The 20256-nt window shown below is 40.2% G+C and carries 18 protein-coding genes; 12 read left to right on the top strand and 6 right to left on the bottom strand.

The window, feature by feature from the left end:
• Nucleotides 1-99 precede the first annotated feature (99 nt).
• Nucleotides 100-1251 (bottom strand): ATP-binding protein, encoded by a 1152-nt coding sequence (locus ACFSKL_RS05265; protein ID WP_376884117.1) that lies wholly within the window; start codon nt 1249-1251, stop codon nt 100-102.
• A 399-nt stretch (nt 1252-1650) separates the two neighbouring features.
• Here ACFSKL_RS05265 and ACFSKL_RS05260 point away from each other — a divergent pair, with 399 nt between their 5' ends.
• The 9 genes from ACFSKL_RS05260 to ACFSKL_RS05220 all read left to right on the top strand — a co-directional run bounded on the left by ACFSKL_RS05260 (nt 1651) and on the right by ACFSKL_RS05220 (nt 9955).
• Complete coding sequence (locus tag ACFSKL_RS05260; RefSeq protein ID WP_376884115.1) at nt 1651-1980, top strand: hypothetical protein; 330 nt, start codon at nt 1651-1653, stop codon at nt 1978-1980.
• 99 nt (nt 1981-2079) lie between these two features.
• Entirely contained in the window at nt 2080-2496 is a 417-nt protein-coding gene (locus ACFSKL_RS05255; RefSeq protein ID WP_376884114.1) for an RrF2 family transcriptional regulator, read from the top strand.
• A gap of 75 nt (nt 2497-2571) precedes the next feature.
• Nucleotides 2572-2844 carry a DUF2061 domain-containing protein gene (locus ACFSKL_RS05250; protein ID WP_376884112.1) on the top strand — a complete coding sequence of 91 codons (273 nt, stop codon included), beginning with the start codon at nt 2572-2574 and terminating at the stop codon, nt 2842-2844.
• Nucleotides 2819-3523 carry a phosphoadenylyl-sulfate reductase gene (locus ACFSKL_RS05245; protein ID WP_376884110.1) on the top strand — a complete coding sequence of 235 codons (705 nt, stop codon included), beginning with the start codon at nt 2819-2821 and terminating at the stop codon, nt 3521-3523. The genes ACFSKL_RS05250 and ACFSKL_RS05245 overlap by 26 nt, the downstream gene beginning before the upstream one ends.
• Nucleotides 3524-3592: 69 nt before the next feature.
• Nucleotides 3593-4492: a sulfate adenylyltransferase subunit CysD gene (gene cysD, locus ACFSKL_RS05240; protein WP_376884108.1), complete on the top strand. Its 900-nt coding sequence runs from the start codon at nt 3593-3595 to the stop codon at nt 4490-4492.
• A gap of 133 nt (nt 4493-4625) precedes the next feature.
• Nucleotides 4626-5921 (top strand): sulfate adenylyltransferase subunit 1, encoded by a 1296-nt coding sequence (locus ACFSKL_RS05235; protein ID WP_376884106.1) that lies wholly within the window; start codon nt 4626-4628, stop codon nt 5919-5921.
• 166 nt (nt 5922-6087) lie between these two features.
• Complete coding sequence (locus ACFSKL_RS05230) at nt 6088-8190, top strand: HEPN domain-containing protein (protein ID WP_376884104.1); 2103 nt, start codon at nt 6088-6090, stop codon at nt 8188-8190.
• On the top strand, nt 8187-8966 hold the full coding sequence (gene cobA / locus ACFSKL_RS05225) for a uroporphyrinogen-III C-methyltransferase (protein WP_376884103.1): 780 nt from the start codon (nt 8187-8189) through the stop codon (nt 8964-8966). The genes ACFSKL_RS05230 and cobA overlap by 4 nt, the downstream gene beginning before the upstream one ends.
• A gap of 401 nt (nt 8967-9367) precedes the next feature.
• Nucleotides 9368-9955, top strand: a complete 588-nt coding sequence (locus ACFSKL_RS05220; RefSeq protein ID WP_376884101.1) for a precorrin-2 dehydrogenase/sirohydrochlorin ferrochelatase family protein — start codon at nt 9368-9370, stop codon at nt 9953-9955.
• A 353-nt stretch (nt 9956-10308) separates the two neighbouring features.
• Here ACFSKL_RS05220 and ACFSKL_RS05215 read toward each other — a convergent pair whose 3' ends face one another.
• Genes ACFSKL_RS05215 through ACFSKL_RS05205 form a run of 3 tightly spaced genes read right to left on the bottom strand, consistent with a single transcriptional unit; the run spans nt 10309 to nt 12384 of the window.
• Nucleotides 10309-11061: a hypothetical protein gene (locus ACFSKL_RS05215; protein ID WP_376884099.1), complete on the bottom strand. Its 753-nt coding sequence runs from the start codon at nt 11059-11061 to the stop codon at nt 10309-10311.
• Nucleotides 11062-11119: 58 nt separating this feature from the next.
• Nucleotides 11120-11851, bottom strand: a complete 732-nt coding sequence (locus tag ACFSKL_RS05210) for a hypothetical protein (RefSeq protein WP_376884097.1) — start codon at nt 11849-11851, stop codon at nt 11120-11122.
• The gene (locus tag ACFSKL_RS05205; protein WP_376884095.1) at nt 11848-12384 is read right to left on the bottom strand and encodes an RNA polymerase sigma factor; all 537 of its coding nucleotides are present in this window, start codon (nt 12382-12384) and stop codon (nt 11848-11850) included. Before ACFSKL_RS05205 ends, ACFSKL_RS05210 begins: the two co-directional genes overlap by 4 nt.
• A gap of 133 nt (nt 12385-12517) precedes the next feature.
• On the opposite strand from ACFSKL_RS05205, the gene ACFSKL_RS05200 reads away from it, so the two are divergent.
• Entirely contained in the window at nt 12518-13402 is an 885-nt protein-coding gene (locus tag ACFSKL_RS05200; RefSeq protein ID WP_376884093.1) for a carboxypeptidase-like regulatory domain-containing protein, read from the top strand.
• 80 nt (nt 13403-13482) lie between these two features.
• Here the strand turns inward: ACFSKL_RS05200 and ACFSKL_RS05195 are convergent, their stop codons facing one another.
• Nucleotides 13483-14385: a DUF4249 domain-containing protein gene (locus ACFSKL_RS05195; protein WP_376884091.1), complete on the bottom strand. Its 903-nt coding sequence runs from the start codon at nt 14383-14385 to the stop codon at nt 13483-13485.
• 3 nt (nt 14386-14388) lie between these two features.
• Nucleotides 14389-16740, bottom strand: coding sequence for a TonB-dependent receptor (locus ACFSKL_RS05190; protein WP_376884089.1), 2352 nt, complete (start codon nt 16738-16740; stop codon nt 14389-14391).
• Between the two features lie 300 nt (nt 16741-17040).
• Between ACFSKL_RS05190 and carB the strand changes: the two genes are divergently transcribed.
• Together carB and ACFSKL_RS05180 are read left to right on the top strand one after the other, a co-directional pair.
• Nucleotides 17041-19860: a carbamoyl-phosphate synthase large subunit gene (gene carB, locus ACFSKL_RS05185; protein ID WP_376884087.1), complete on the top strand. Its 2820-nt coding sequence runs from the start codon at nt 17041-17043 to the stop codon at nt 19858-19860.
• A gap of 57 nt (nt 19861-19917) precedes the next feature.
• On the top strand, nt 19918-20178 hold the full coding sequence (locus ACFSKL_RS05180) for a DUF4834 family protein (protein WP_376884085.1): 261 nt from the start codon (nt 19918-19920) through the stop codon (nt 20176-20178).
• Nucleotides 20179-20256: the final 78 nt, after the last annotated feature.

Genomic DNA, 20256 nt, shown 5'->3' with positions numbered 1-20256 from the left:
ATGGATGATATCGGAAGTCCTTTTTCGTTCTTGTTCTTTATTTAAGCCATGCTTTATCGGTGATTCTATTCTTGCTCATCTTTCGGCTTGAGATTATGCTCAGTCTATTATTTTTTTCAAAAACTCCCTTAATCCAATCACTTCAATATTTGCTTCGTAAGCGTAACAGCCTTCACCTGGCGTGATGACAAACAGTTTCTCTACCCCCAAATCTCCCATGGCCAAATAACTTCCCTTGGTCAGTTTTGGTGAAAGACTGAGTTTGATCTCCGCTGCAGCAAGCCATCGGTTTTCCCTTCTGATCAGTAGGTCAATCTCAGCACCGTCTTGGGTTCTGTAATAGTATATTTCATCATCGATATTCAATACTGATTTTACCTGATGGATTACAAAGGACTCCCAAGATGTTCCTACAGCAATATTTCCGAAAAGGGACTCCCTATCACTGATTCCCAAAAGGTAATGCAACATTCCATTGTCTCGGAAGTACATTTTTGGGGATTTCACTAGACGCTTTTTTATATTTGTGTACCAAGATGGAAGCTCGGTCAGTAAAAATGCATTTGTAAAGAAGCTCAGGTAGGTTTTTACTGTCGGAATGCTTAATCCCAGGGATTTTGCCAACATGCTATAATTAAGTGTCGCGCCATTCAATGAGGCCATCATCATAAGCATTTGTCTGCTTACATTCGGGTTGGCGGGAAGCCCAAGTGAAGGCAAGTCCCTTTGGATATAGCTGTTGATAAAACTTCTGTACCAGTTTTGGATAAATTTTTTGCTGGTGCTTAAAGCAGGTTCAGGAAATCCTCCATTTATCCATAATGATTCCTTCGGAATTCGATCTTCTACTTCCAAAAGGTTCAGTGGGTACATTTCAATATAATTGATCCTTCCTGCCAAGCTTTCAGATGATTGTTTCAATAGTTCAGGTGAGGCTGATCCCAAAACCACAAATCTCCCGGGAGTTCGCTGCTCATCAACCAATGATCGAATCAAAGGAAACAATTCGGGCTTGTGTTGGATTTCATCCAAAATAATTGTGTGGTCTGGTATGGAGGTCAAAAAGAGTTCCGGATCATTTAATTTGTTAAGATCCGACAGTTTTTCTAGATCCAAATAAAGAAAAGGTTTCTCGTATGAAAAGGTTTTGGCCAAAGTGGTTTTGCCCACCTGTCTTGGCCCAATGATCCCCGTCACAGGAAAATTGGATACTGAAAAAGCAAATTCTTTATGTAGATGTCGTCGAATCATCCCTGCAAATATAAAAGTTATTTTTATATTTGCAGGGATGATTGATTAAAATTTAAAAAAGAGAATCGTCGTCCGCAAATAAATCAGCTTTGATGTAACTGTTGAAATAGTCCATTACCCCGCTTTTTGGAGACCAGGTAGTCCCCTGTGTCAGGAAAAGTGTGGAAATGATGGGATAGCCCTGTAATCTAATTTTTTGATTCGCTAAAATATCGATTTTAGTTATCAGAGCCGAGGACACTTTGTGTGGAACATTAAATAAAACTTCATATTCCAAAGCCTGTTTGTTTTATCCTTACAACAATCTTCTATCATATTACGTCTTGGCTTAAAACATTTTGACTATTGATCATGAAATCCATCCTTATATTATTTTTGTCCATGCTAAGTTTTCATTCGATGGCACAAGAAAAAATGAAAGAACCAGTCAAGATGATGGTGCTTTACCCCGAAATCTATCAGGTCATAGAATTGGAAGAAAGTCGAGGTGTACTTTTAGTTGATCTGATCAACTTTTGTGAAGAGCAAGAATTGAAATTGGTTCAGAAAGGAGCACAATTGATACTATTCAAAATTTACCCTTCTTTTTTGGGAGTAGAAAAGGCTACCATGGACCTAGAGGAAAAGATGGTTCAAAATATTGGTCCTCATGCTAAAATCAAATCCATCAAATCTTATGGGAGGGAATATTTGCCAGAAGAATTTCACCCATTTATTTCAACTCCCTAATTATGTAAAGCCTATATTTTTGGCTTAAATTTTCCCTTCGGAAACCAACAGGCATTAGTTTCCCCTTTTCAAATCAAAGAAAAAGGCTATTTTTGTTTTATGTTATCCAAAAAAACCAAGTATGCTTTTCATGCCCTCACTTATTTGGGCAAGCAGAGAGACCAAAAAAATGTACTTATCCAAGATATTGCATTGGAGTATGGGATTTCGCATAAATTTTTAGAGAATATTCTCCTTGAACTTAAGAAGGCCGGGTTCCTGGGCTCCAAAAAAGGAAAAGGTGGAGGCTATTACCTGATCAAAGAACCCAAAGATGTCGCACTTTCCAAAGTGATCAGGTTGTTGGATGGTCCCATTGCATTGCTCCCGTGCGTTAGCTTAAATTACTATGAGCCATGTGTAGAATGTCAAAATGAAGCAAAATGCGGATTGAATAAAGTCATGATCCAAGTAAGGGATGAAATGCTTAATGTCCTGGAGAACAAGTCATTAGCAGATATTTTGGATAAAGAATAAAATTTTTTCTCCATAAACCCTACTTTTTTTATAGAGTTTATATACTTTTGTATTTCAACTTCTAATAAAGTTCCTATGATTCTGGATCAGCCGATCAAAAAATGGTTTGTAGACAAAACAGGCAAGGATAGCAATATCAAGAGTTTATTGAAATCGATTTCTTGGAGGATAGTAGGGACATTCGATACGATTGTCATCTCGTTCTTTATTACTGGTCAGTTGAAGATGGCCATTTCCATTGGATCTATTGAAGTAGTAAGTAAGATAATACTCTATTATTTTCACGAGAGGGTTTGGGAACAATTTACAAAAGAAAAAAAAGATGAGCATCCAAAAGAATTTGCATGAGTTAAGACTTAAAGTTGATGGTCTAGGTCCTGTAAGAGGCTTAGGTTTTCTCTCTGATCTATTTAGGGACAAGGTGGTGTTTTCCACTTCTTTGGGACAGGAAGATCAAGTGATTACCCAGCTGATCGTGGAAAACTATATCCCCATACATATATTCTCTCTGGACACAGGAAGGTTGTTTCCAGAGACTTTGGATTTGTTGGCCAGAACAGAAAGTAAATACAAAAAGAGGATTGAGCTATTGTATCCTGAAAGATCCTCCGTTGAGTCTTTGGTTCAGGAGCAAGGGATCAATGGTTTTTACGATTCTGTAGAAAACAGAAAATCCTGCTGCTATGTAAGAAAGGTAGAGCCTCTCAAAAGGGCATTGGCAGGAAAGAGTATCTGGGTGACAGGCCTTAGGGCAGAGCAGAGCCCCAATAGGAGTGATATGCAAAAGTTGGAATGGGATGAAGCCAACCAAATAATAAAATACAACCCATTGTTGGATTGGACCTATGACCAAATGATTGCATACATCAATGAAAATGGTATTCCCTACAATCCTTTGCATGACAAGGGATTTGTCAGCATAGGTTGCGCACCATGTACAAGGGCAATATCACCTGGAGAGGAAGCGAGGGCCGGCAGATGGTGGTGGGAGGATTCGAAGAAGGAGTGTGGGCTGCATGCTAGATGAGAATCGAGAGATAAGAATCAAGAAATTTAGAGTCTGTAAAGAAATAAAAACATTACAAATTAAGAAGTTATGTCAAACCTATTTATACCAAATCCCAAAGAAACGGAGTCTATTCATATCCTGAGAGAGGTAGCGGCCCAATTTGAAAAGCCGGTTTTGCTTTTTTCAGGAGGAAAAGATTCTATTACTTTGGTGAGACTGGCACAAAAAGCATTTTATCCGGCTAGAATCCCTTTCCCTTTGCTACATATCGATACGGGGCACAATTTCCCTGAAACGATCGAGTTTAGGGATCAACTTGTGGCAGAACTTGGACTTGAGCTGATTGTACGGAATGTGCAGGATTCTATTGACCAAGGTAAAGTTACCGAGGAAAGGGGGCGTTATGCAAGTAGAAATACACTACAGACGACGACTTTGCTGGATGCCATCGAAGAATTTAAGTTTGATGCTTGTATCGGTGGTGCAAGAAGGGATGAAGAGAAAGCCAGGGCCAAGGAGCGAGTGTTTTCGGTAAGGGATGATTTTGGTCAGTGGGATGAGAAAAACCAAAGACCAGAGCTTTTTGATATGCTCAATGGAAAAATCCATCAAGGACAGAATGTTCGGGTGTTTCCTATTTCAAACTGGACTGAACTGGATGTTTGGGAATATATCAAAAACGAAAATATGGAAATCCCCTCGATCTATTTTGCCCACAAAAGAGAAGTTTTCTTTAGAGATGGAATGGTTTGGACTGCAAATCAGCATGTTTACAGAGATACTTCTGAAGAAGTAGTAGAGAGAATGGTGCGGTTCAGAACAGTTGGGGATATGACTTGTACTGCTGCCGTACTTTCAGAAGCAGATACATTGGAAGCAGTAGTGGATGAAATCAGACTATCGACCATTTCTGAAAGAGGAGCAAGAATCGACGACAAACGCTCAGAAGCAGCAATGGAAAAACGGAAGAAAGTAGGGTACTTTTAAAAAAAAGAGATTCAAGATTTTAGACACAAGATGCAAGACTTTAAACTCTTTGTTTGATAAACAAATGTCGGAAAAAAAGAAAAACCCTGAAGGGGTTAAACCTTGATTAGAACTTCGGAGAAAAAAAATAAAAATGAAATCCGTGGAATCTGCGAAATACAAAGAAATTAAGATGACTGAAAATAGAAAATTAATAAAGATAGCTACAGCCGGTTCGGTGGATGATGGGAAGAGTACACTCATCGGTAGACTACTATACGATACGGGATCCTTGACCACTGATAAGCTTGAGGCAATCGAGCGAAACAGCAAGCAAAGGGGATATGATTACCTGGATTTCTCTTTGGCTACAGATGGCTTGGTGGCAGAGAGAGAGCAGGGTATTACCATTGATGTAGCACATATTTATTTCAATACCGACAAGACAAATTTCATCGTGGCCGATACCCCCGGACATGTGGAATACACCAGAAACATGGTGACGGGAGCATCTACCTCACAGGTGGCAATCATATTGATTGATGCCAGAAAAGGTGTGATCGAACAGACTTATAGACACTTTTTCATCAGCAATCTCCTTCGTTTGAGCCATGTAGTCGTGGCTGTCAACAAGATGGATTTGGTGGACTATGATGAAGAAGTCTATTTGAAAATCAAATCGGATTTTGAAGAATTGGTAGCAAAGAGTGACTTTCAAAGTGAGCAGATCACATTTATTCCAATTTCTGCACTTAAAGGTGAAAATGTCTCCGAAAAGTCTGAATTGATGAATTGGTATATTGGCAACACCCTTTTGGACCATTTGGAAGTATTGGAGCCACAAGATCTGCAAGAGAGCAGTTCGGCAAGATTTCCCGTTCAGTTTGTGATCAGGCCAAAGACAGAGGCGTATCACGACTTCAGGGGCTTCGCTGGCAAAGTCTACGGTGGAAGTCTGAAAAAAGGTGACTTGATTACAGTTTTGCCATCTCTAACAGAATCCAAGATTAAATCAATCCATTTCTTTGAAAATGAATTGGAAGAAGCCATCCCGGGCTCTTCGGTTACGATCACCCTTGAGGATGAGGTGAATGTAAGCAGAGGAGATACCATCGTCAAGACGAATGATTTACCACAATCAGAAAAATCAATAGCTGCAACCATCTGCCAGGTAAACAGCAAACCACTTCGGGTGGGGGATAAATATACACTTCAACATGGTGTCAATAGGGTTTTGGCAAAAGTAGAAAGTATCCAGGCAAGAATCCATACAGATTTCTCCGGGGAGGAAGCTACTGACCAATTGAAGTTGAATGACATCGGAAAAGTAAGCTTCAGATTGAGCAAAGCCATCCATTTTGATTCATACAAACAAAATAAATCAACTGGAAGCTTCATCCTCATAGATGAAGGCTCTTTCGATACAGTCAGTGTTGGTTTTATTAATTGAAGATTTGAGAAGGGAGATCTTAGATTGATTTAGGGGTGGAAAGGTGAGGGGATTCGAACTAAGGTACACCAAGTCAATTATTAAAGCAGGTTTACAGCGCTTAGTACATCGTACTTGTTACATTGTACAATATAAAAAACCTATATAACCTATAGAGAAAAATAAAATGCAAAGCTTTAGAACAGAAATAGAAAATCCGGTAGTTGAAAGAGACATTATCGAACTTGAAAAGAAAATCGCCCTTTTCAAGGATGGTAAAATTGATGATGAGAAATTCAGAAGCCTGAGGCTTGCCCGTGGGATTTATGGGCAAAGGCAACAGGGTGTTCAAATGATCCGAATCAAACTTCCTTATGGACGGGTGAGTTCAGAGCAGTTGCATCGTATCTCTGAGGTCTCTGACAAATATTCAACAGGAAGACTCCATATCACTACCCGTCAGGATATTCAGATTCACTATGTCAAAATCGATCAGACCCCTGAATTGTGGGCTGAATTGGAAAAAGACGATGTGACGATCAGGGAGGCATGTGGCAATACCGTAAGAAATGTAACAGCATCAGAAATGGCAGGGATTGATCCCAATGAGCCCTTTGATGTGACTCCTTACGCAGAAGCCACTTTCCAATATTTTCTCAGAAACCCAATCTCCCAAGAAATGGGAAGGAAATTCAAGATAGCGTTTTCCTCAAGTGATGAAGATACGGCCTTGGCATACCTTCATGATATCGGGGTGATTCCCAAGGTAAAGGTTGAAAATGGTGAAACGGTCAGAGGATTCAAAGTACTCCTTGGAGGTGGGCTTGGTTCCCAGCCTCGACATGCCGATGCAGTCTATGAGTTTTTGCCAACAGAAAAGTTGATCCCTTTCATCGAAAGTGTGATCAGGATCTTTGATAGACATGGCGAAAGGGCCAAAAGGATGAAAGCAAGGATGAAGTTCTTGGTCAAAGATTTAGGGCTGGATGTGTTCTTGGACTTAGTCAAGGAAGAGGAGAAATCTTTGCCATTCAAGACTTATCCGATAGATTATAAAAATTATGAAGCTGCGCAAACACTTCCTTCCAATGTAATCATCAAGGTAGAGGAGCCGGTTGATTTGGCTTATGAGCAATGGAAATTAACCAACATCATTCCCCAGAAACAAGAGGGATTTGTTGCCATTGGGATAAAGGTGAAATTGGGGGATTTCTATACCGATAAGGCAAGGTTATTGGCAGATTTGGTAAAGAAGCATGCAAACAATGAAATTAGGTTCACCCTGAGACAGAATATCCTGATTCGGGATGTGAAAAATGAGCAGATTCCATTTTTCTACCAAGAGTTGAAAAAATTGGGATTTGTAGATAGAGGGTACAATACACTTGGTGATATCACCGCATGTCCAGGTACAGATACCTGTAACCTAGGCATTGCATCCAGTACGGGAGCTGCCGATGTGTTGGAGGATGTGATATTCAACGAATATCCACAATACCTCAATAATACAGACCTGACCATCAAAATATCAGGCTGTATGAATGCCTGTGGACAACACAACATGGCGTCTATCGGATTCCAAGGCATGTCTATCAAGGCTGGTAAGAATGTACTTCCTGCTTTGCAGGTCTTGCTAGGTGGAGGTACTTTGGGAAATGGAGAAGGAAGGTTTGCGGACAAAGTAATCAAGATCCCAAGTAAAAGAGGTCCTCAGGCATTGAGGATTCTACTGGATGATTTCGAAGCAAATGCTCTTCAAGGAGAGAATTTCCTTGCTTACTATGACCGCCAGGGACAAATGTATTTCTACGAGATATTAAAAGATACAGCAAACATCGACGATGTGGTTGAAAGTGATTTTATCGATTGGGGAAACAATGATCCATATGTCAAAGAAATCGGTGTAGGAGAATGTGCAGGGGTGATCATTGATTTGGTTTCTACGTTGCTTTTGGAGGCACGTGAGAAAATCGCCAATGCAGAGGAGAGTTTGGAATCTGGGGCATGGTCAGATGCGATTTATCATACCTATGCAGGTTTGGTAAATACAGCAAAGGCTATTTTGCTTGCAGAAGGTGTGAATACCAATTCACATGCCAGCATATTGAAACAATATGACGAGCAATTTACCCAAACTGGAAAAATCGAACTGGGCAATTCAATAGAAGAGATTACCTACCAAATAAAAAGTAACGAACCATCTGAGGAGTTTGCGAAGGCATATTTTGCTACCGCCCAAAGTGTTTTCGGAACTATCAGTGATTATAGAGCTAAAGAAGTACAGGCATGAGAAGTGAAATCAAACCTAAAGTGACCCTAGTAGGGGCAGGACCAGGCGATCCGGAGTTGATCACGCTCAAAGGGATTTTGGCAATCAACAAAGCTGATGTGGTACTTTATGATGCTTTGATAGATCCATCATTGCTCAAGCATGCGCCAGATAAGGCAATCAAGATATATGTAGGAAAAAGGGTGGGCAAGCATTCTTGCCCACAGGAGGATACCAATAGACTTTGTGTGGAATATGCATTGAAGCATGGCCATGTGGTTAGGCTGAAAGGTGGAGATCCATTTGTATTTGGAAGAGGTTCCGAGGAAATTGATTATATTGAAGCCTTCGGAATACCAACAACGGTTGTATCGGGTATCAGCTCCTCCGTCGCAGTACCTGCGGCAGTAGGGATTCCTGTTACCAAAAGAGGAGTTTCCGAAAGTTTCTGGGTGATAACAGGCACGACTTCCAAGGGTGAGATATCGAGGGACATAGCATTGGCTGCACAGTCTACAGCCACAGTTGTGATCTTGATGGGAACCAAAAAACTGCCCGAAATCATCAAAACCTACCAAGACTATTCTAAGCATGATCTTCCCATAGCGATCATCCAAAGTGGAACTACCAAGGATCAGAAAGTAGTAGCTGGTACGATAAATGACATCCAGGAAAAAGCCGAAAATGAAGGAGTAGGAGCTCCTGCGATTATCATCATCGGTGAAGTAGTGAAGGAAAGTTATAGGTTGAAGGAAATTTATGCTGAAGTGGTAAATGTTGAAGTAAATCGAGTTTGATGTATTATGGAAATATGATTGAAATACAGTAGAAATAAATTGAAATATGAGTATCCGCAATGTTGCACGTTGGGTAAGAAGTAGCTTTATAAGTTGCGGATACTCGTCAACAGAACCACGGATCGTTCATCCAACAATCTATTGTTTGGCTACGTGGAAGAAAGCAGATAGTCATAAATTGAAATACTTCACCCTATCTCAAAAGCTTTTTTATTTCTATTAAATTTCACGAAGTATATTTCTATCCCGTTTCTTGGATTATATTTCAATATCCAATATCCCAGAGGAAATATCCATCAATATCTATTTCAAAATATTTCGCCGAAGGCATATTTCTAACAATGATCTCTCCTTGCGAAGCATCTTAAATCTAAAGTCTCATATCTAGCATCCCATATCCCATGTCCAAAAACACCCTTTACCCCATCTTCCTTAAAGCCCATGAACTCAATTTTCTGCTAGTTGGTGGAGGGTTTGTGGGGACAGAGAAGTTGAGTTTTCTGCTCAAAAGTAGCCCGGAAGCCCAGGTGACGGTGGTTTCCAGGGAGTTTTCCGAAGATTTTCTGGCTTTGGCCCAGGATGTGGAAAACGTGACACTGATAGAAGATCTTTACCATGAGAAGTATTTGGGAGGAAAACACATTGTCATCGCCGCTACCGATGATAAGGCAGTCAATAGACAGATCCACGATGATGCAAAAGAAAGGTTTTTGTTGGTGAATGTAGCAGATACTCCTGATCTATGTGATTTTTATTTGGGTGGAATCGTCACTAAAGGGAACCTGAAAATTGCCATCAGCACCAATGGCAAATCCCCAACTACAGCCAAAAGATTTCGCCAGCTGCTAGAAGAAGTACTGCCCGAGGAAGTAGACGACCTACTAGAAAATCTCAACGCATACCGAGACACGCTTAAGGGAGATTTTGAATATAAGGTGAAAGCCATGAATGAAATTACAGGTTTGTTGGTGGAGAAGGGAAAGGCTTAGAAGCAAGAACAATGTGTTTCTCGCAAAGAACTCAAAGGGGCAGAGATGCGCTAAGTTAGATTTTAGAAGCGAGACAAAGACAGAAGAGTCAAGAAACAAGAATCAAGAGCCACGAAACATAAGATAAAAACCACGAAGTGGTTTAACTTTCAATAACCCCGGGTTGCAACCCGGGGATCAAAGTAAGTGACGAGTGTAACAACCCTGAAATGCCTGTCCCGAGAACATCGTGAGGTTGAACTGTTATAAGGCGAAGAAAAATAAACCGATAAAAAGCAGAACTGACTTAAAAAAACCAGGCTATACCCTTAGATTAAATATTCTATATATAACCTGATCTTTAGACTTTTAAATTAGAAAAACCTAATTCCCACTGTTGGGATGATTGTTTTAATATTGTCAGTAATTATGAAGCCTGCATTCAGTTGAAAGTTGCCTTTGATGTGATATCTATAGGCTAATTTAATCGTTTCACCTTGAAAAATGGGTCCTGAATCATTCAACAGATAACCAACCTGAATTGTATTCCAAGGAGCGCTACTGGGGCTTAGTACAATTTCGGCATTTACGAATGGATTATGGAATACATTGATTCCACCATCTGGTTTGTCAGAGAAAAAAACCGAATTGGTAAAAGAGGCTCCAAGACCTACTTTTTTTAAGTTAACCACAGCTCTAAATCCCATCTCAGGAGCAAACTTTCCACCTATATAGTCTAAACCAAAAGGAAGGCCTAGCGTAAAATCAGGTTTGTAAGGAACATATTGGACATAGATATCCCTTAGTGCTTCATGAAGCGTATTTTTAAGCCAATCAGAATGTAAATAATATGTTCTGACTTCATTTTCTTTGATGTTTTTTGCTGATTTTAGTGCATTGAATATTTTTTCTTCAACCTCTTCTTTTTGATAGTCTACATTATTAAATATAGCTTCTACCTGAGCATTGTTTGGCATAACGAAAACCAAAGTGTCGGTAAAGTAATCCGGGTTTTTTTCAGCAAAGTTTTTGAATGAAGTAATATATCTAGGCGTATTACTTTTTAGCTGTGCCTGTGCAAGGTAGCTGAAGCTACAAAAGAAGATTAGAATGGTAAGTTTTTTCATTGGTTAGTGAGTTTTGGTTGAATAATCGCTGTGCACAGGATTTAGGAATTCAGCTGTATTATTTTTCGTAAAGACGGGCAGTCAGGGCATTTACATGCAGCCTAAGCTTGCCTTTCTTTCTGTTGTTTAGATCTTTCATTGCAGCCATTTCTTCCTCGGTAAGTTCGATGTTGAATCCATCAACTCTAATCCTTCTGCCAGACTCTTCCCAGTTGACTGCAATGGTTTTTTTACCTCCTTTGATTTCCATTTTTTCATCAAGTTCGGTTTCTATTTCATTTTCATGAATCTCAGCCACAAATATTTCAGGGAGAGGAATATCAATTTCGATTGCTTCCACTGCCTCTTCTTTTCGCATAGTTTGGATCAATTCCTCAGAAGATGAAACCTCTTTTTTTGTAGCGTTAACACTTTCTATCTTCCTAACTTCTTGTGGTTGAGCTTGGGTCAGAGTTGGTTTTATAATGATTGTATTTGAAATGTCAGTCGTTAAGAACTCTTCTTTAAAGTTGTTTTGACTGTTCACTATCCAAACCATTCCCCAAATCCCCAAAAGGAATACTGCTGCTGTAGAAAATCTATAAAAGGCTACTATTCGCTTTTTGCGTTTGAGACTTTTCTGAACCTCAGCCCAAGTATTTTCTTTGGGGAGATGAATAGGAAGCAGATTTTTCAAATTTGATACTTGCTGATCCAAGGATTTGTTATCCAAGAGCCTATCCCAGACCTTATCATCCGGAAGGTGCTCTGTCAAGCGGTTTTTCCAAGAATTATGTTTAGGATCTTTCATTTGGAGTAGTAGTCTTTGCTTAGGGTTTTCTGCAATACTTTTTTTGCGTAATGAAGCTGAGACTTGGAAGTTCCAATACTCACTTTGAGCATTTTGGAGATCTCTTCATGGGAATAGCCTTCGATTTCGTAAAGTACAAATACTGCACGGCTTGATTCTGGAAGGTTTCGGATGGCTTGATCTAGCATATCTCCGTCAATCCATTGGTCTAGCAGTAAATCATTTGATTGGATTTGCTCATTCAGTTCTTCGTATGCTATCCCAGAACGGATGCCTTTCAGCGCTTTTCGAATCATTATTGTTTTGATCCAAGCTCCTAGAGTCGAGTCTTTGCGAAAGTTTTTGATATTTCTAAATACATCAATAAATCCTTCCTGCAAGTGATCATTCGCTTGATCATAATCATTGCAGATTCTATAGATCAGATTGAACATGGCTACCTTATACTTCTCAAAGAGCGCAAACTGAGCCTGAGCATTTTGAGCTTTGCAGGCTTCAATCAGTTCATCTTCATTGGAGTAGTTTTTTTCCATATTCAACTTAAAGAGTCTTCTTACCTAAAAAAGGTTGGAATGAAAGTTAAAAAAAGCTAATATTCTTCATAATATCCAGCATTCAAGACAGCAAACAACCATCATTTGATAGAAATCACGATATTGGAAATGTATGGACTCATTTTCAAAGGTTTTGTCAGTTTTTGCATTTTGCATTGTTTTTATTTCAAACAATGCCAGCTCCCAACAAAGTTTGAAGCTTTCTGGACTGATCATCGATAGAGACACTGAAATGTCGATTCCTTATACGAATGTTGGCATCAAAAATAAGTTTGTGGGAACTGTCTCCGATTCGTCAGGTTTTTTTTCAATCGAATTATCATCACTTGCCGATTCAGATACCATCGAAGTCTCAAGGATCGGATATGAAAAGCTTAAAATCCCTGTACAAAATATGGTGTTGTCAGATTCTGAACCTCAGATCATCTCAATCAAACAAAACCTGATTGATATGAGTGAATTTGTCGTAAGTGCAGATTATGTTGAAGGCAAAAAATCATTTGGAAGCCTTGTATTGAGATCACGATTTGGTTTTGCTTTTAATCCCATAAAATCAAATGCAAGGGCAAATTTAGGAAGGGAATTGGCTATTGAAATTGATCCGAAAGGTAAGATGATGAAATTGAATGAAGTTAATTTCGTACTTCAGAGCAATCAAATTGGACATATAATATGTAGGGTCAATATCTATGGAGAAGATGTCAAACTGGAAGGAAGGCCAGGCGAAAAGATACTGGAAAAGATGTATGAGGTTAAGGAGAGAGGGAATGGTGCCTATTCAGTCATGTTTGAAAGTGAAAATTTGATCATAAGCGAAAAATTTTGGGTATCATTAGAGTTTGTTGATTTTCGAGGGGATAATGATCTCGGGATCATTACTTTGCCTGTCAAGTTTCCTTTGGGTAAATATTTGTCGAGGGAAAGTAGCTTGGGGGAATGGAATTCGGTCATGGGGAAGCCCAGCATTAAAGTGGATGTAGAAATGCTCGATTTTTGAGCGCTATAACATATCGGGAGTAAAAAGAATTACAACATAATTTTCTGAAATGAATTTTAAGCGTGATAAACGCTTAAAATTCATTTTACTTGATAGGTAAAACTCGATTCACCAGTAATGATCCCCATACCATTTTGGATATTGGTAAACACCTGAACTGGCTGTGCAAATGGGTCACCATCATTCCACCTTTGGAGGCCAAATGTCGTATGGAATTTGTAGTAGCTTTCTGTGACGGATTTCAATATAATATAGATTTCAGAGTCAACTTCCGGAGAGAAATGTGTCCCCCACGAAAACATGTCTATTTTTGCCTCTTGTCCTTCAAACAGCTGGTCATTGATCAAAACGGTATTGCTAGAACCATAATCATTTTGGTATGTCGGGTTTTTGGGATTCAAGTAGAGATTCCGAAAATCGATATGTTCTTGCTCATTGCCATTTTGGTCGAGATAGGTGGTTTTGGTGATCGAATAACCGGAGATCTCATAGTAGTTTTCCCCTACTGGATCATCAAATAAAATGGTAATGTCTTGTTCTACGTTCCATGAATCTTTTTGTGTTTCTCCATTATAGCTGAAGTTTTTGATTGGGACGATTTCAGGGATTGTTTCTGTAGCCGTCACAACTTGGTAGTCAGGAACGTTGGCAGAAACCGTATAGTGCTTTCCTGCTTGTATCATGAAATCGAGGGTTTTATAAATTCCATTTTCCTCTTCGAACTCCAGTTCGTAGGAGACACCTTCGCTTTCCAGATAGACTTGGGCATTTTTGATGGGTTCATAAATGTAATTGTTATCCAAAGCATGTTTGCTGAAAGTCAGTCTTACTTTCGGGAATCCATTGGCCTTCAATACCGTATTCATGGTGACTTGCGGCTTATCAAAGGGGATGTCTACATCCACTACTGTTTCACAGGAATATGAAATTATCCCAAGGAAGATCATTATAAAAGTTCGGAATGTCTGTTTTGATTTCATCATGACTTAGAATTTAAAACCGTAGGAAAATGAAGGGATTACTGGGAATAGACTGTATTGGATGATTTTTCTATTTCCACTTCTGTCGTAGCTGAGATCCATGAAGAATGGATTCATCCTGTTATAGACATTGTATATGCCAAGGGTCCATTTTCTTTCTCCCCACCTTTTGGTCTTCCACCAGCTAAAGCTCAAATCCAATCTGTGGTATGCTGGGTTTCTGAAATTATTTCTGCTTTCATAGTATTGGACTTCTGGTTTGTATGATCCTCCTCCCCATCGGTTCATTTCGGGCCCCTCATACCTTTGTGTTGGGAGAGAAACTGCATTTCCGGTACCATAAACCCATACGAGCGAAAAGTCCTTATTGTCTTTCCATTCGTGGGTCAATGCCAGACTGATATCATGTCTCCTGTCATATTTGTAAGGAAACCACTCCCCAAAATTCACTTCGTCAAATCTTCTTTCGGTATTGGACCAGGTGTAGCCCAGCCATCCCGAAACCCTGCCGATTTTTCTTTGTGCAAGTAGCTCCACACCATAGCTTTTACCCTCACCTACTGCTACTTTATCTTGCCAATCTTCATCGATGTTCAGGTAGGTTGCCCCATCTTTGTATTCGATCAGCCCATCCATGGTTTTGTAATACACCTCAGCACTGAACTCAAAGCCATTGATGTTTTTGACTGCCCCTAGTCCTGCCTGCATGGCTCTCTGTGGGCCGATGTTTGGTGTAGCAGGCACCCAAAGATCTGTAGGAAGTCCCAGGCCTGCATTTGTCAATAGATGGATAAACTGGGCCATGGTGACAAAAGAAGCTTTGATAGAGGTGCTCTCATTGACCAAATACCTGGCAGCTAGTCGAGGCTGAAGGGAGTTGTAGTTTTGGCCATCTGTAAGAAATCCCGAATAATGAAGTCCGAGGTTGGCTTTGAACCTACTGCTGATATTGAAATCATCTTCTGCATAGAGGGAATATTCGGTAGAATTGAGTTCGCTGGCACCCAACTGCAGGTCATTTTCCTGTTGGGTGCTTTTGCTTGCATAGACTCCCGGGGAGAACTTATGCAAAATGATGTTAGTGCCAAATCTGATATAATGATCTGGGTTTGGGATATATTCGAAATCAGCTTTGGCTGCCCAGTCCCTTATTCCCGAGAAATAACGTTCAGAATAAACATTTCTTTCTACACCTGAGGCTGTTGTTGTTTTTTCGTCATATTCATTAAATAGATCGAATTGATACTTGCTGTAAGTGAAGGTATAGTTGCTGAATAGCCTGCTGTTGATTACGTTGTTCCATCTCAATGCAGAAATGAAATTGCCCCATTTCAACCCAAACTCTTCTTGGAAGTCAGTGCGTTCATTGTCATTGACATAGAAGTTTTTGAATTTGGAATATGCCTTGTCATCTCCGGTATATACACTGAAATAGAGCCTGTTTTTGTCGTTGACTTTGTGGTTTACCTTACCATTGAGATCGTAAAAATAATAGCCTACATTTTCGTTGCCGTTTGAAGCTGCTTTCACGATAGGTCTTGCCAATAGGTCAAGGTAAGTTCTTCTGGCCGAAAGGATAAAAGATGTTTTGTCTTTTTTGATAGGTCCTTCAACAGTGATTTTGGATGCAATAAGGCCGATGGAGCCTTCGCCTTTGACTTCTTGCATGTTTCCTTCCTTCATGGTGATGTCAATGACAGATGATAGCCTTCCTCCATATCTTGAAGGAAACCCACCTTTGATCAACTCCACATTGTTGATCGCATCGGCATTGAACACGGAGAAAAACCCAAATAAATGGGATGCATTGTATACAGGTACTCCATCCAACAATATGAGATTCTGGTCGGGGCCACCACCCCTGACATACAAACCACTTGCTCCTTCTGTACCTGATTGCACTCCAGGGAGCAGTTGTAGGACTTTGAATACATCTACTTCGCCCATCAATGCGGGAAGCTCTTTGATTTGTTTTATTGGGACATTGATAGAGCTCATCCTTGTGATTTCCTGCACCTTTTCCGAAGACTCGGCTGTGACCACTACTTCATCCAATACACCGTCCGGTACCAGAGAGACATTGATCAATGTATCACTTTTGGGAGAAAATTGAAGTCTCTTGGTTTGGTAGCCTACAAAGCTGAAGTATAGATCTACACTTCCACCTTCGATCGTGTAGCTATAATATCCAAATTGATTGGCGACCGCACCTTTTTGGGCGACTTTGTCATATATGTTGGCGCCGATGAGATTTTCTCCGGAACCTTCTTCCTTGATAGTCCCACTGATGGTGACCTTCTGTGCATACAACTGCCCCATCAGAAGGCAGGCCAATAGAAACAAAAAGCTTTTTTTCATTGGATATTCATATAAAATGTTCAAAAACAAATAAAATAATCGAAAGACTCGACAATATTAAGTAAAATCATCTTAAAACCTTATATGAAAACTTAAATTATAATTATTTAACAAATTTGGGCTTTTCCAAATGGATAGACTCAGGTAATCGACATTCCGGAGTTTACATTGGCCACCAAAAAGTAAACATCGGGATTTTATTATCCTTTTTTTTCATTCGATCGGGCTACTTAAATTTTTTTGTCTAAATTTGCACCAATTTAGCCATAAGTATTTACACCTCTTAAACCCTCACTAATAATGCCTAAGGATAGCAGTATCAAACACGTCCTCATCATCGGTTCAGGTCCCATTGTCATCGGTCAAGCATGTGAATTTGACTATGCAGGCTCTCAGGCTGCCAGGTCACTCAGGGAAGAAGGCATCACTGTCACCCTGATCAATTCGAATCCGGCAACTATCATGACTGACCCAGTTACAGCCGACAACGTGTATTTGCTCCCATTGGAAAAGAAATCAATCATTCAAATCCTAAAGGAACATCCGACCATTGATTGTGTATTGCCAACCATGGGAGGGCAGACAGCCCTCAATCTTGCCATAGATTGTGATGTCGCAGGAATTTGGAAGAAATTTGGAATTAGGATGATTGGCGTAGATATCGATGCGATAGAGACGGCCGAAAATAGAGAGAAATTCAAAGCCCTGATGGAAAAATTGGGGGTTGGCGTATGTATTGGAAAGACAGCGACCTCCTTTTTGCAGGGGAATGAGATTGCGCAGGAAATAGGCTTCCCATTGGTCATCAGACCTTCTTATACCCTAGGGGGTACAGGTGGGGGATTCGTGGAAAAAGCCGAGGACTTTGAAAAAGCTTTGGTAACAGGTCTTCAAGCTTCTCCTACCCATGAAGTGTTGATAGAGCAGAGTATCTTGGGTTGGAAGGAGTACGAGTTGGAGGTCTTGAGGGATTCTATCGGCAATATGGTGGTGATCTGCTCGATTGAGAACTTTGACCCTATGGGTGTGCATACCGGTGATTCGATCACAGTAGCACCAGCGATGACTTTGCCAGACACGGTTTTTCAGGAAATGAGAAATCAGGCAATCAAAATGATGAATGGTATTGGGAATTTTGCAGGGGGATGTAATGTCCAGTTCTCTGTAAGTCCTGACAATAAGACCATCATAGGGATTGAAATCAACCCTAGGGTTTCAAGATCATCAGCCTTGGCTTCCAAAGCCACTGGTTATCCGATAGCAAAAGTGGCAGCAAAACTGGCCATAGGATACAATTTGGATGAAATACAAAATTCAATCACAGGAACAACTTCAGCATTTTTTGAGCCATCCATTGATTATGTGATTGTCAAAATCCCTCGATGGAATTTTGATAAGTTCAAAGGCTCTGACAAGAGATTGGGCCTTTCGATGAAAGCGGTAGGTGAAGTGATGGGGATTGGGAGGAATTTCCAAGAGGCCCTTCAGAAAGCCTGTCAATCACTTGAAATAAAAAGAAACGGACTGGGCGCTGATGGCAAAGAACTGAAAGACCAGGATCAGATTTTATACAGTTTGGCCAATCCCAGCTGGGACAGGTTGTTCCACGTATATGATGCGTTTAAGCTAGGGATTTCGTTTAGGACTATCCATGATTTGACCAAAATCGACAAATGGTTCCTCAAGCAGATCGAAGAGTTGATTCACCTGGAAAAGGAGATTGAGAAATTTGATATCAATACCATTTCCCGTGACTTGATGGATATAGCCAAGAAAAAAGGCTATGCAGATAGACAGCTTGCCCATCTTTTGGATTGCTTGGAAAGCGAAGTATTTGACAAGCGCTACAAGGAAATGGGGATCAAGCGAGTTTACAAACTTGTGGATACCTGTGCTGCTGAATTTGAGGCGCAGACCCCCTATTACTACTCTACTTTTGGAGATGAGAATGAATCAATATCAAGCAACAAGAAGAAAGTAGTCGTACTAGGTTCTGGTCCAAACAGAGTAGGGCAAGGGATAGAGTTTGATTATTCATGTGTCCATGGAGTTTTGGCAGCCAGAGAATGTGGCTACGAGACGATTATGATCAATTGTAATCCTGAGACTGTTTCCACGGATTTTGATATATCGGACAAATTATATTTCGAGCCGGTTTTCTGGGAACATATCTACGAGATCATCCTTCAGGAGAACCCAGTAGGCGTAATCGTCCAATTGGGTGGACAGACCGCTTTGAAGTTGGCAGAAAAGCTTGATAAATACGGGATCAAGATCATTGGCACCAGTTATGAGGCATTGGATTTGGCAGAAGACAGGGGGAGATTCTCACAATTGTTGAAAGAAAATGATGTGCCTTATCCTGAATTCGGCACGATTCACAATACTGACGAAGCTTTGGAGCTTTGCAAAACCATTGGCTTTCCACTTTTGGTAAGACCTTCTTATGTATTGGGTGGTCAAGGGATGAAAATCGTGATCAACGAAAAAGAGCTGGAAGAGCATGTGGTGAATGTCTTAAGGGATATCCCAAACAACGAAATCCTCTTGGACCACTTCTTGGAAGGTGCGATAGAAGCAGAAGCAGATGCAATCTGTGATGGTGAAAATGTCTACATCATTGGGATCATGCAGCACATCGAGCCTGCCGGGATCCATTCTGGAGATTCCTATGCAGTATTGCCTCCATACAATTTGGGGGATTTGGTAATCAGACAGATAGAGACATATACGCACAAAATTGCCCTGGCTTTGAAGACAAAAGGACTGATCAATATTCAGTTTGCCATCAAAAATGATAAAGTTTTCATCATAGAAGCCAACCCAAGGGCATCTAGAACCGTTCCATTTATCTGTAAAGCTTATCAAGAGCCTTATGTCAATTACGCCACTAAGGTGATGTTGGGAGAGAATAAAGTCACGGATTTTGAATTCAAACCAGTGAAAAAAGGTTATGCTATCAAGGAACCGGTTTTCTCATTCCACAAATTCCCGAATGTCAACAAAGAATTGGGACCAGAAATGAAATCGACCGGTGAAGCGATCTACTTTATCGACGATTTGATGGATGACTTCTTCTTGAAGATTTATGGTGAGCGAAACTTGTATTTGAGTAGATAATTTAATTTGGGAATCAGATTTAATTTGATTCCCAATTCAATAAAAATCAGATAACAATTGGTAAAAGCATTAATAATTATATTGGGAATCGGATGGCTGTTGGGGCAGTTGATCAGATACTTTCTGAGAAGCAAGTTGGCGAAATTTGCCCAGCAAGTAAGCGAAGCTGCCAAGGAACAACAGCAAGCACAACAGAGAAATACAAATCCAAAAAATGGGAACGTGCATGTAGACCACATTCCTGATAACTTCAAAGCAAAGCGCTCCAAAGAAATAAAAGGGGGTGACTATGTAGATTATGAAGAGGTGAAGGAGTAGAAGAACTATTTCATGCATCAAATAAATGCTCCATTTGATCCTAAACAAAAAAAGAGCTCTGAAAATCAATTCAGAGCT

The sequence above is a fragment of the Belliella marina genome, from assembly GCF_042682445.1.
Lineage (GTDB): Bacteria > Bacteroidota > Bacteroidia > Cytophagales > Cyclobacteriaceae > Belliella > Belliella marina.
Note: the sequence above shows the minus strand (reverse complement) of the source record. Positions and strands in the feature narration are given on the sequence as shown.

What these genes read in the sequence shown, in the direction of transcription:
- ACFSKL_RS05255 (WP_376884114.1), top strand. Translation starts at nt 2,080, where the DNA reads ATGTTATCCAAAAAAACCAAGTATGCTTTTCATGCCCTCACTTATTTG.
- cobA (WP_376884103.1), top strand. Translation starts at nt 8,187, where the DNA reads ATGAGAAGTGAAATCAAACCTAAAGTGACCCTAGTAGGGGCAGGACCA.
- cysD (WP_376884108.1), top strand. Translation starts at nt 3,593, where the DNA reads ATGTCAAACCTATTTATACCAAATCCCAAAGAAACGGAGTCTATTCAT.
- ACFSKL_RS05200 (WP_376884093.1), top strand. Translation starts at nt 12,518, where the DNA reads ATGGACTCATTTTCAAAGGTTTTGTCAGTTTTTGCATTTTGCATTGTT.
- carB (WP_376884087.1), top strand. Translation starts at nt 17,041, where the DNA reads ATGCCTAAGGATAGCAGTATCAAACACGTCCTCATCATCGGTTCAGGT.
- ACFSKL_RS05210 (WP_376884097.1), bottom strand. Translation starts at nt 11,851, where the DNA reads ATGAAAGATCCTAAACATAATTCTTGGAAAAACCGCTTGACAGAGCAC.
- ACFSKL_RS05230 (WP_376884104.1), top strand. Translation starts at nt 6,088, where the DNA reads ATGCAAAGCTTTAGAACAGAAATAGAAAATCCGGTAGTTGAAAGAGAC.
- ACFSKL_RS05190 (WP_376884089.1), bottom strand. Translation starts at nt 16,740, where the DNA reads ATGAAAAAAAGCTTTTTGTTTCTATTGGCCTGCCTTCTGATGGGGCAG.
- ACFSKL_RS05265 (WP_376884117.1), bottom strand. Translation starts at nt 1,251, where the DNA reads ATGATTCGACGACATCTACATAAAGAATTTGCTTTTTCAGTATCCAAT.
- ACFSKL_RS05235 (WP_376884106.1), top strand. Translation starts at nt 4,626, where the DNA reads ATGAAATCCGTGGAATCTGCGAAATACAAAGAAATTAAGATGACTGAA.
- ACFSKL_RS05245 (WP_376884110.1), top strand. Translation starts at nt 2,819, where the DNA reads ATGAGCATCCAAAAGAATTTGCATGAGTTAAGACTTAAAGTTGATGGT.
- ACFSKL_RS05195 (WP_376884091.1), bottom strand. Translation starts at nt 14,385, where the DNA reads ATGATGAAATCAAAACAGACATTCCGAACTTTTATAATGATCTTCCTT.
- ACFSKL_RS05220 (WP_376884101.1), top strand. Translation starts at nt 9,368, where the DNA reads ATGTCCAAAAACACCCTTTACCCCATCTTCCTTAAAGCCCATGAACTC.
- ACFSKL_RS05260 (WP_376884115.1), top strand. Translation starts at nt 1,651, where the DNA reads ATGGCACAAGAAAAAATGAAAGAACCAGTCAAGATGATGGTGCTTTAC.
- ACFSKL_RS05215 (WP_376884099.1), bottom strand. Translation starts at nt 11,061, where the DNA reads ATGAAAAAACTTACCATTCTAATCTTCTTTTGTAGCTTCAGCTACCTT.
- ACFSKL_RS05205 (WP_376884095.1), bottom strand. Translation starts at nt 12,384, where the DNA reads ATGGAAAAAAACTACTCCAATGAAGATGAACTGATTGAAGCCTGCAAA.
- ACFSKL_RS05250 (WP_376884112.1), top strand. Translation starts at nt 2,572, where the DNA reads ATGATTCTGGATCAGCCGATCAAAAAATGGTTTGTAGACAAAACAGGC.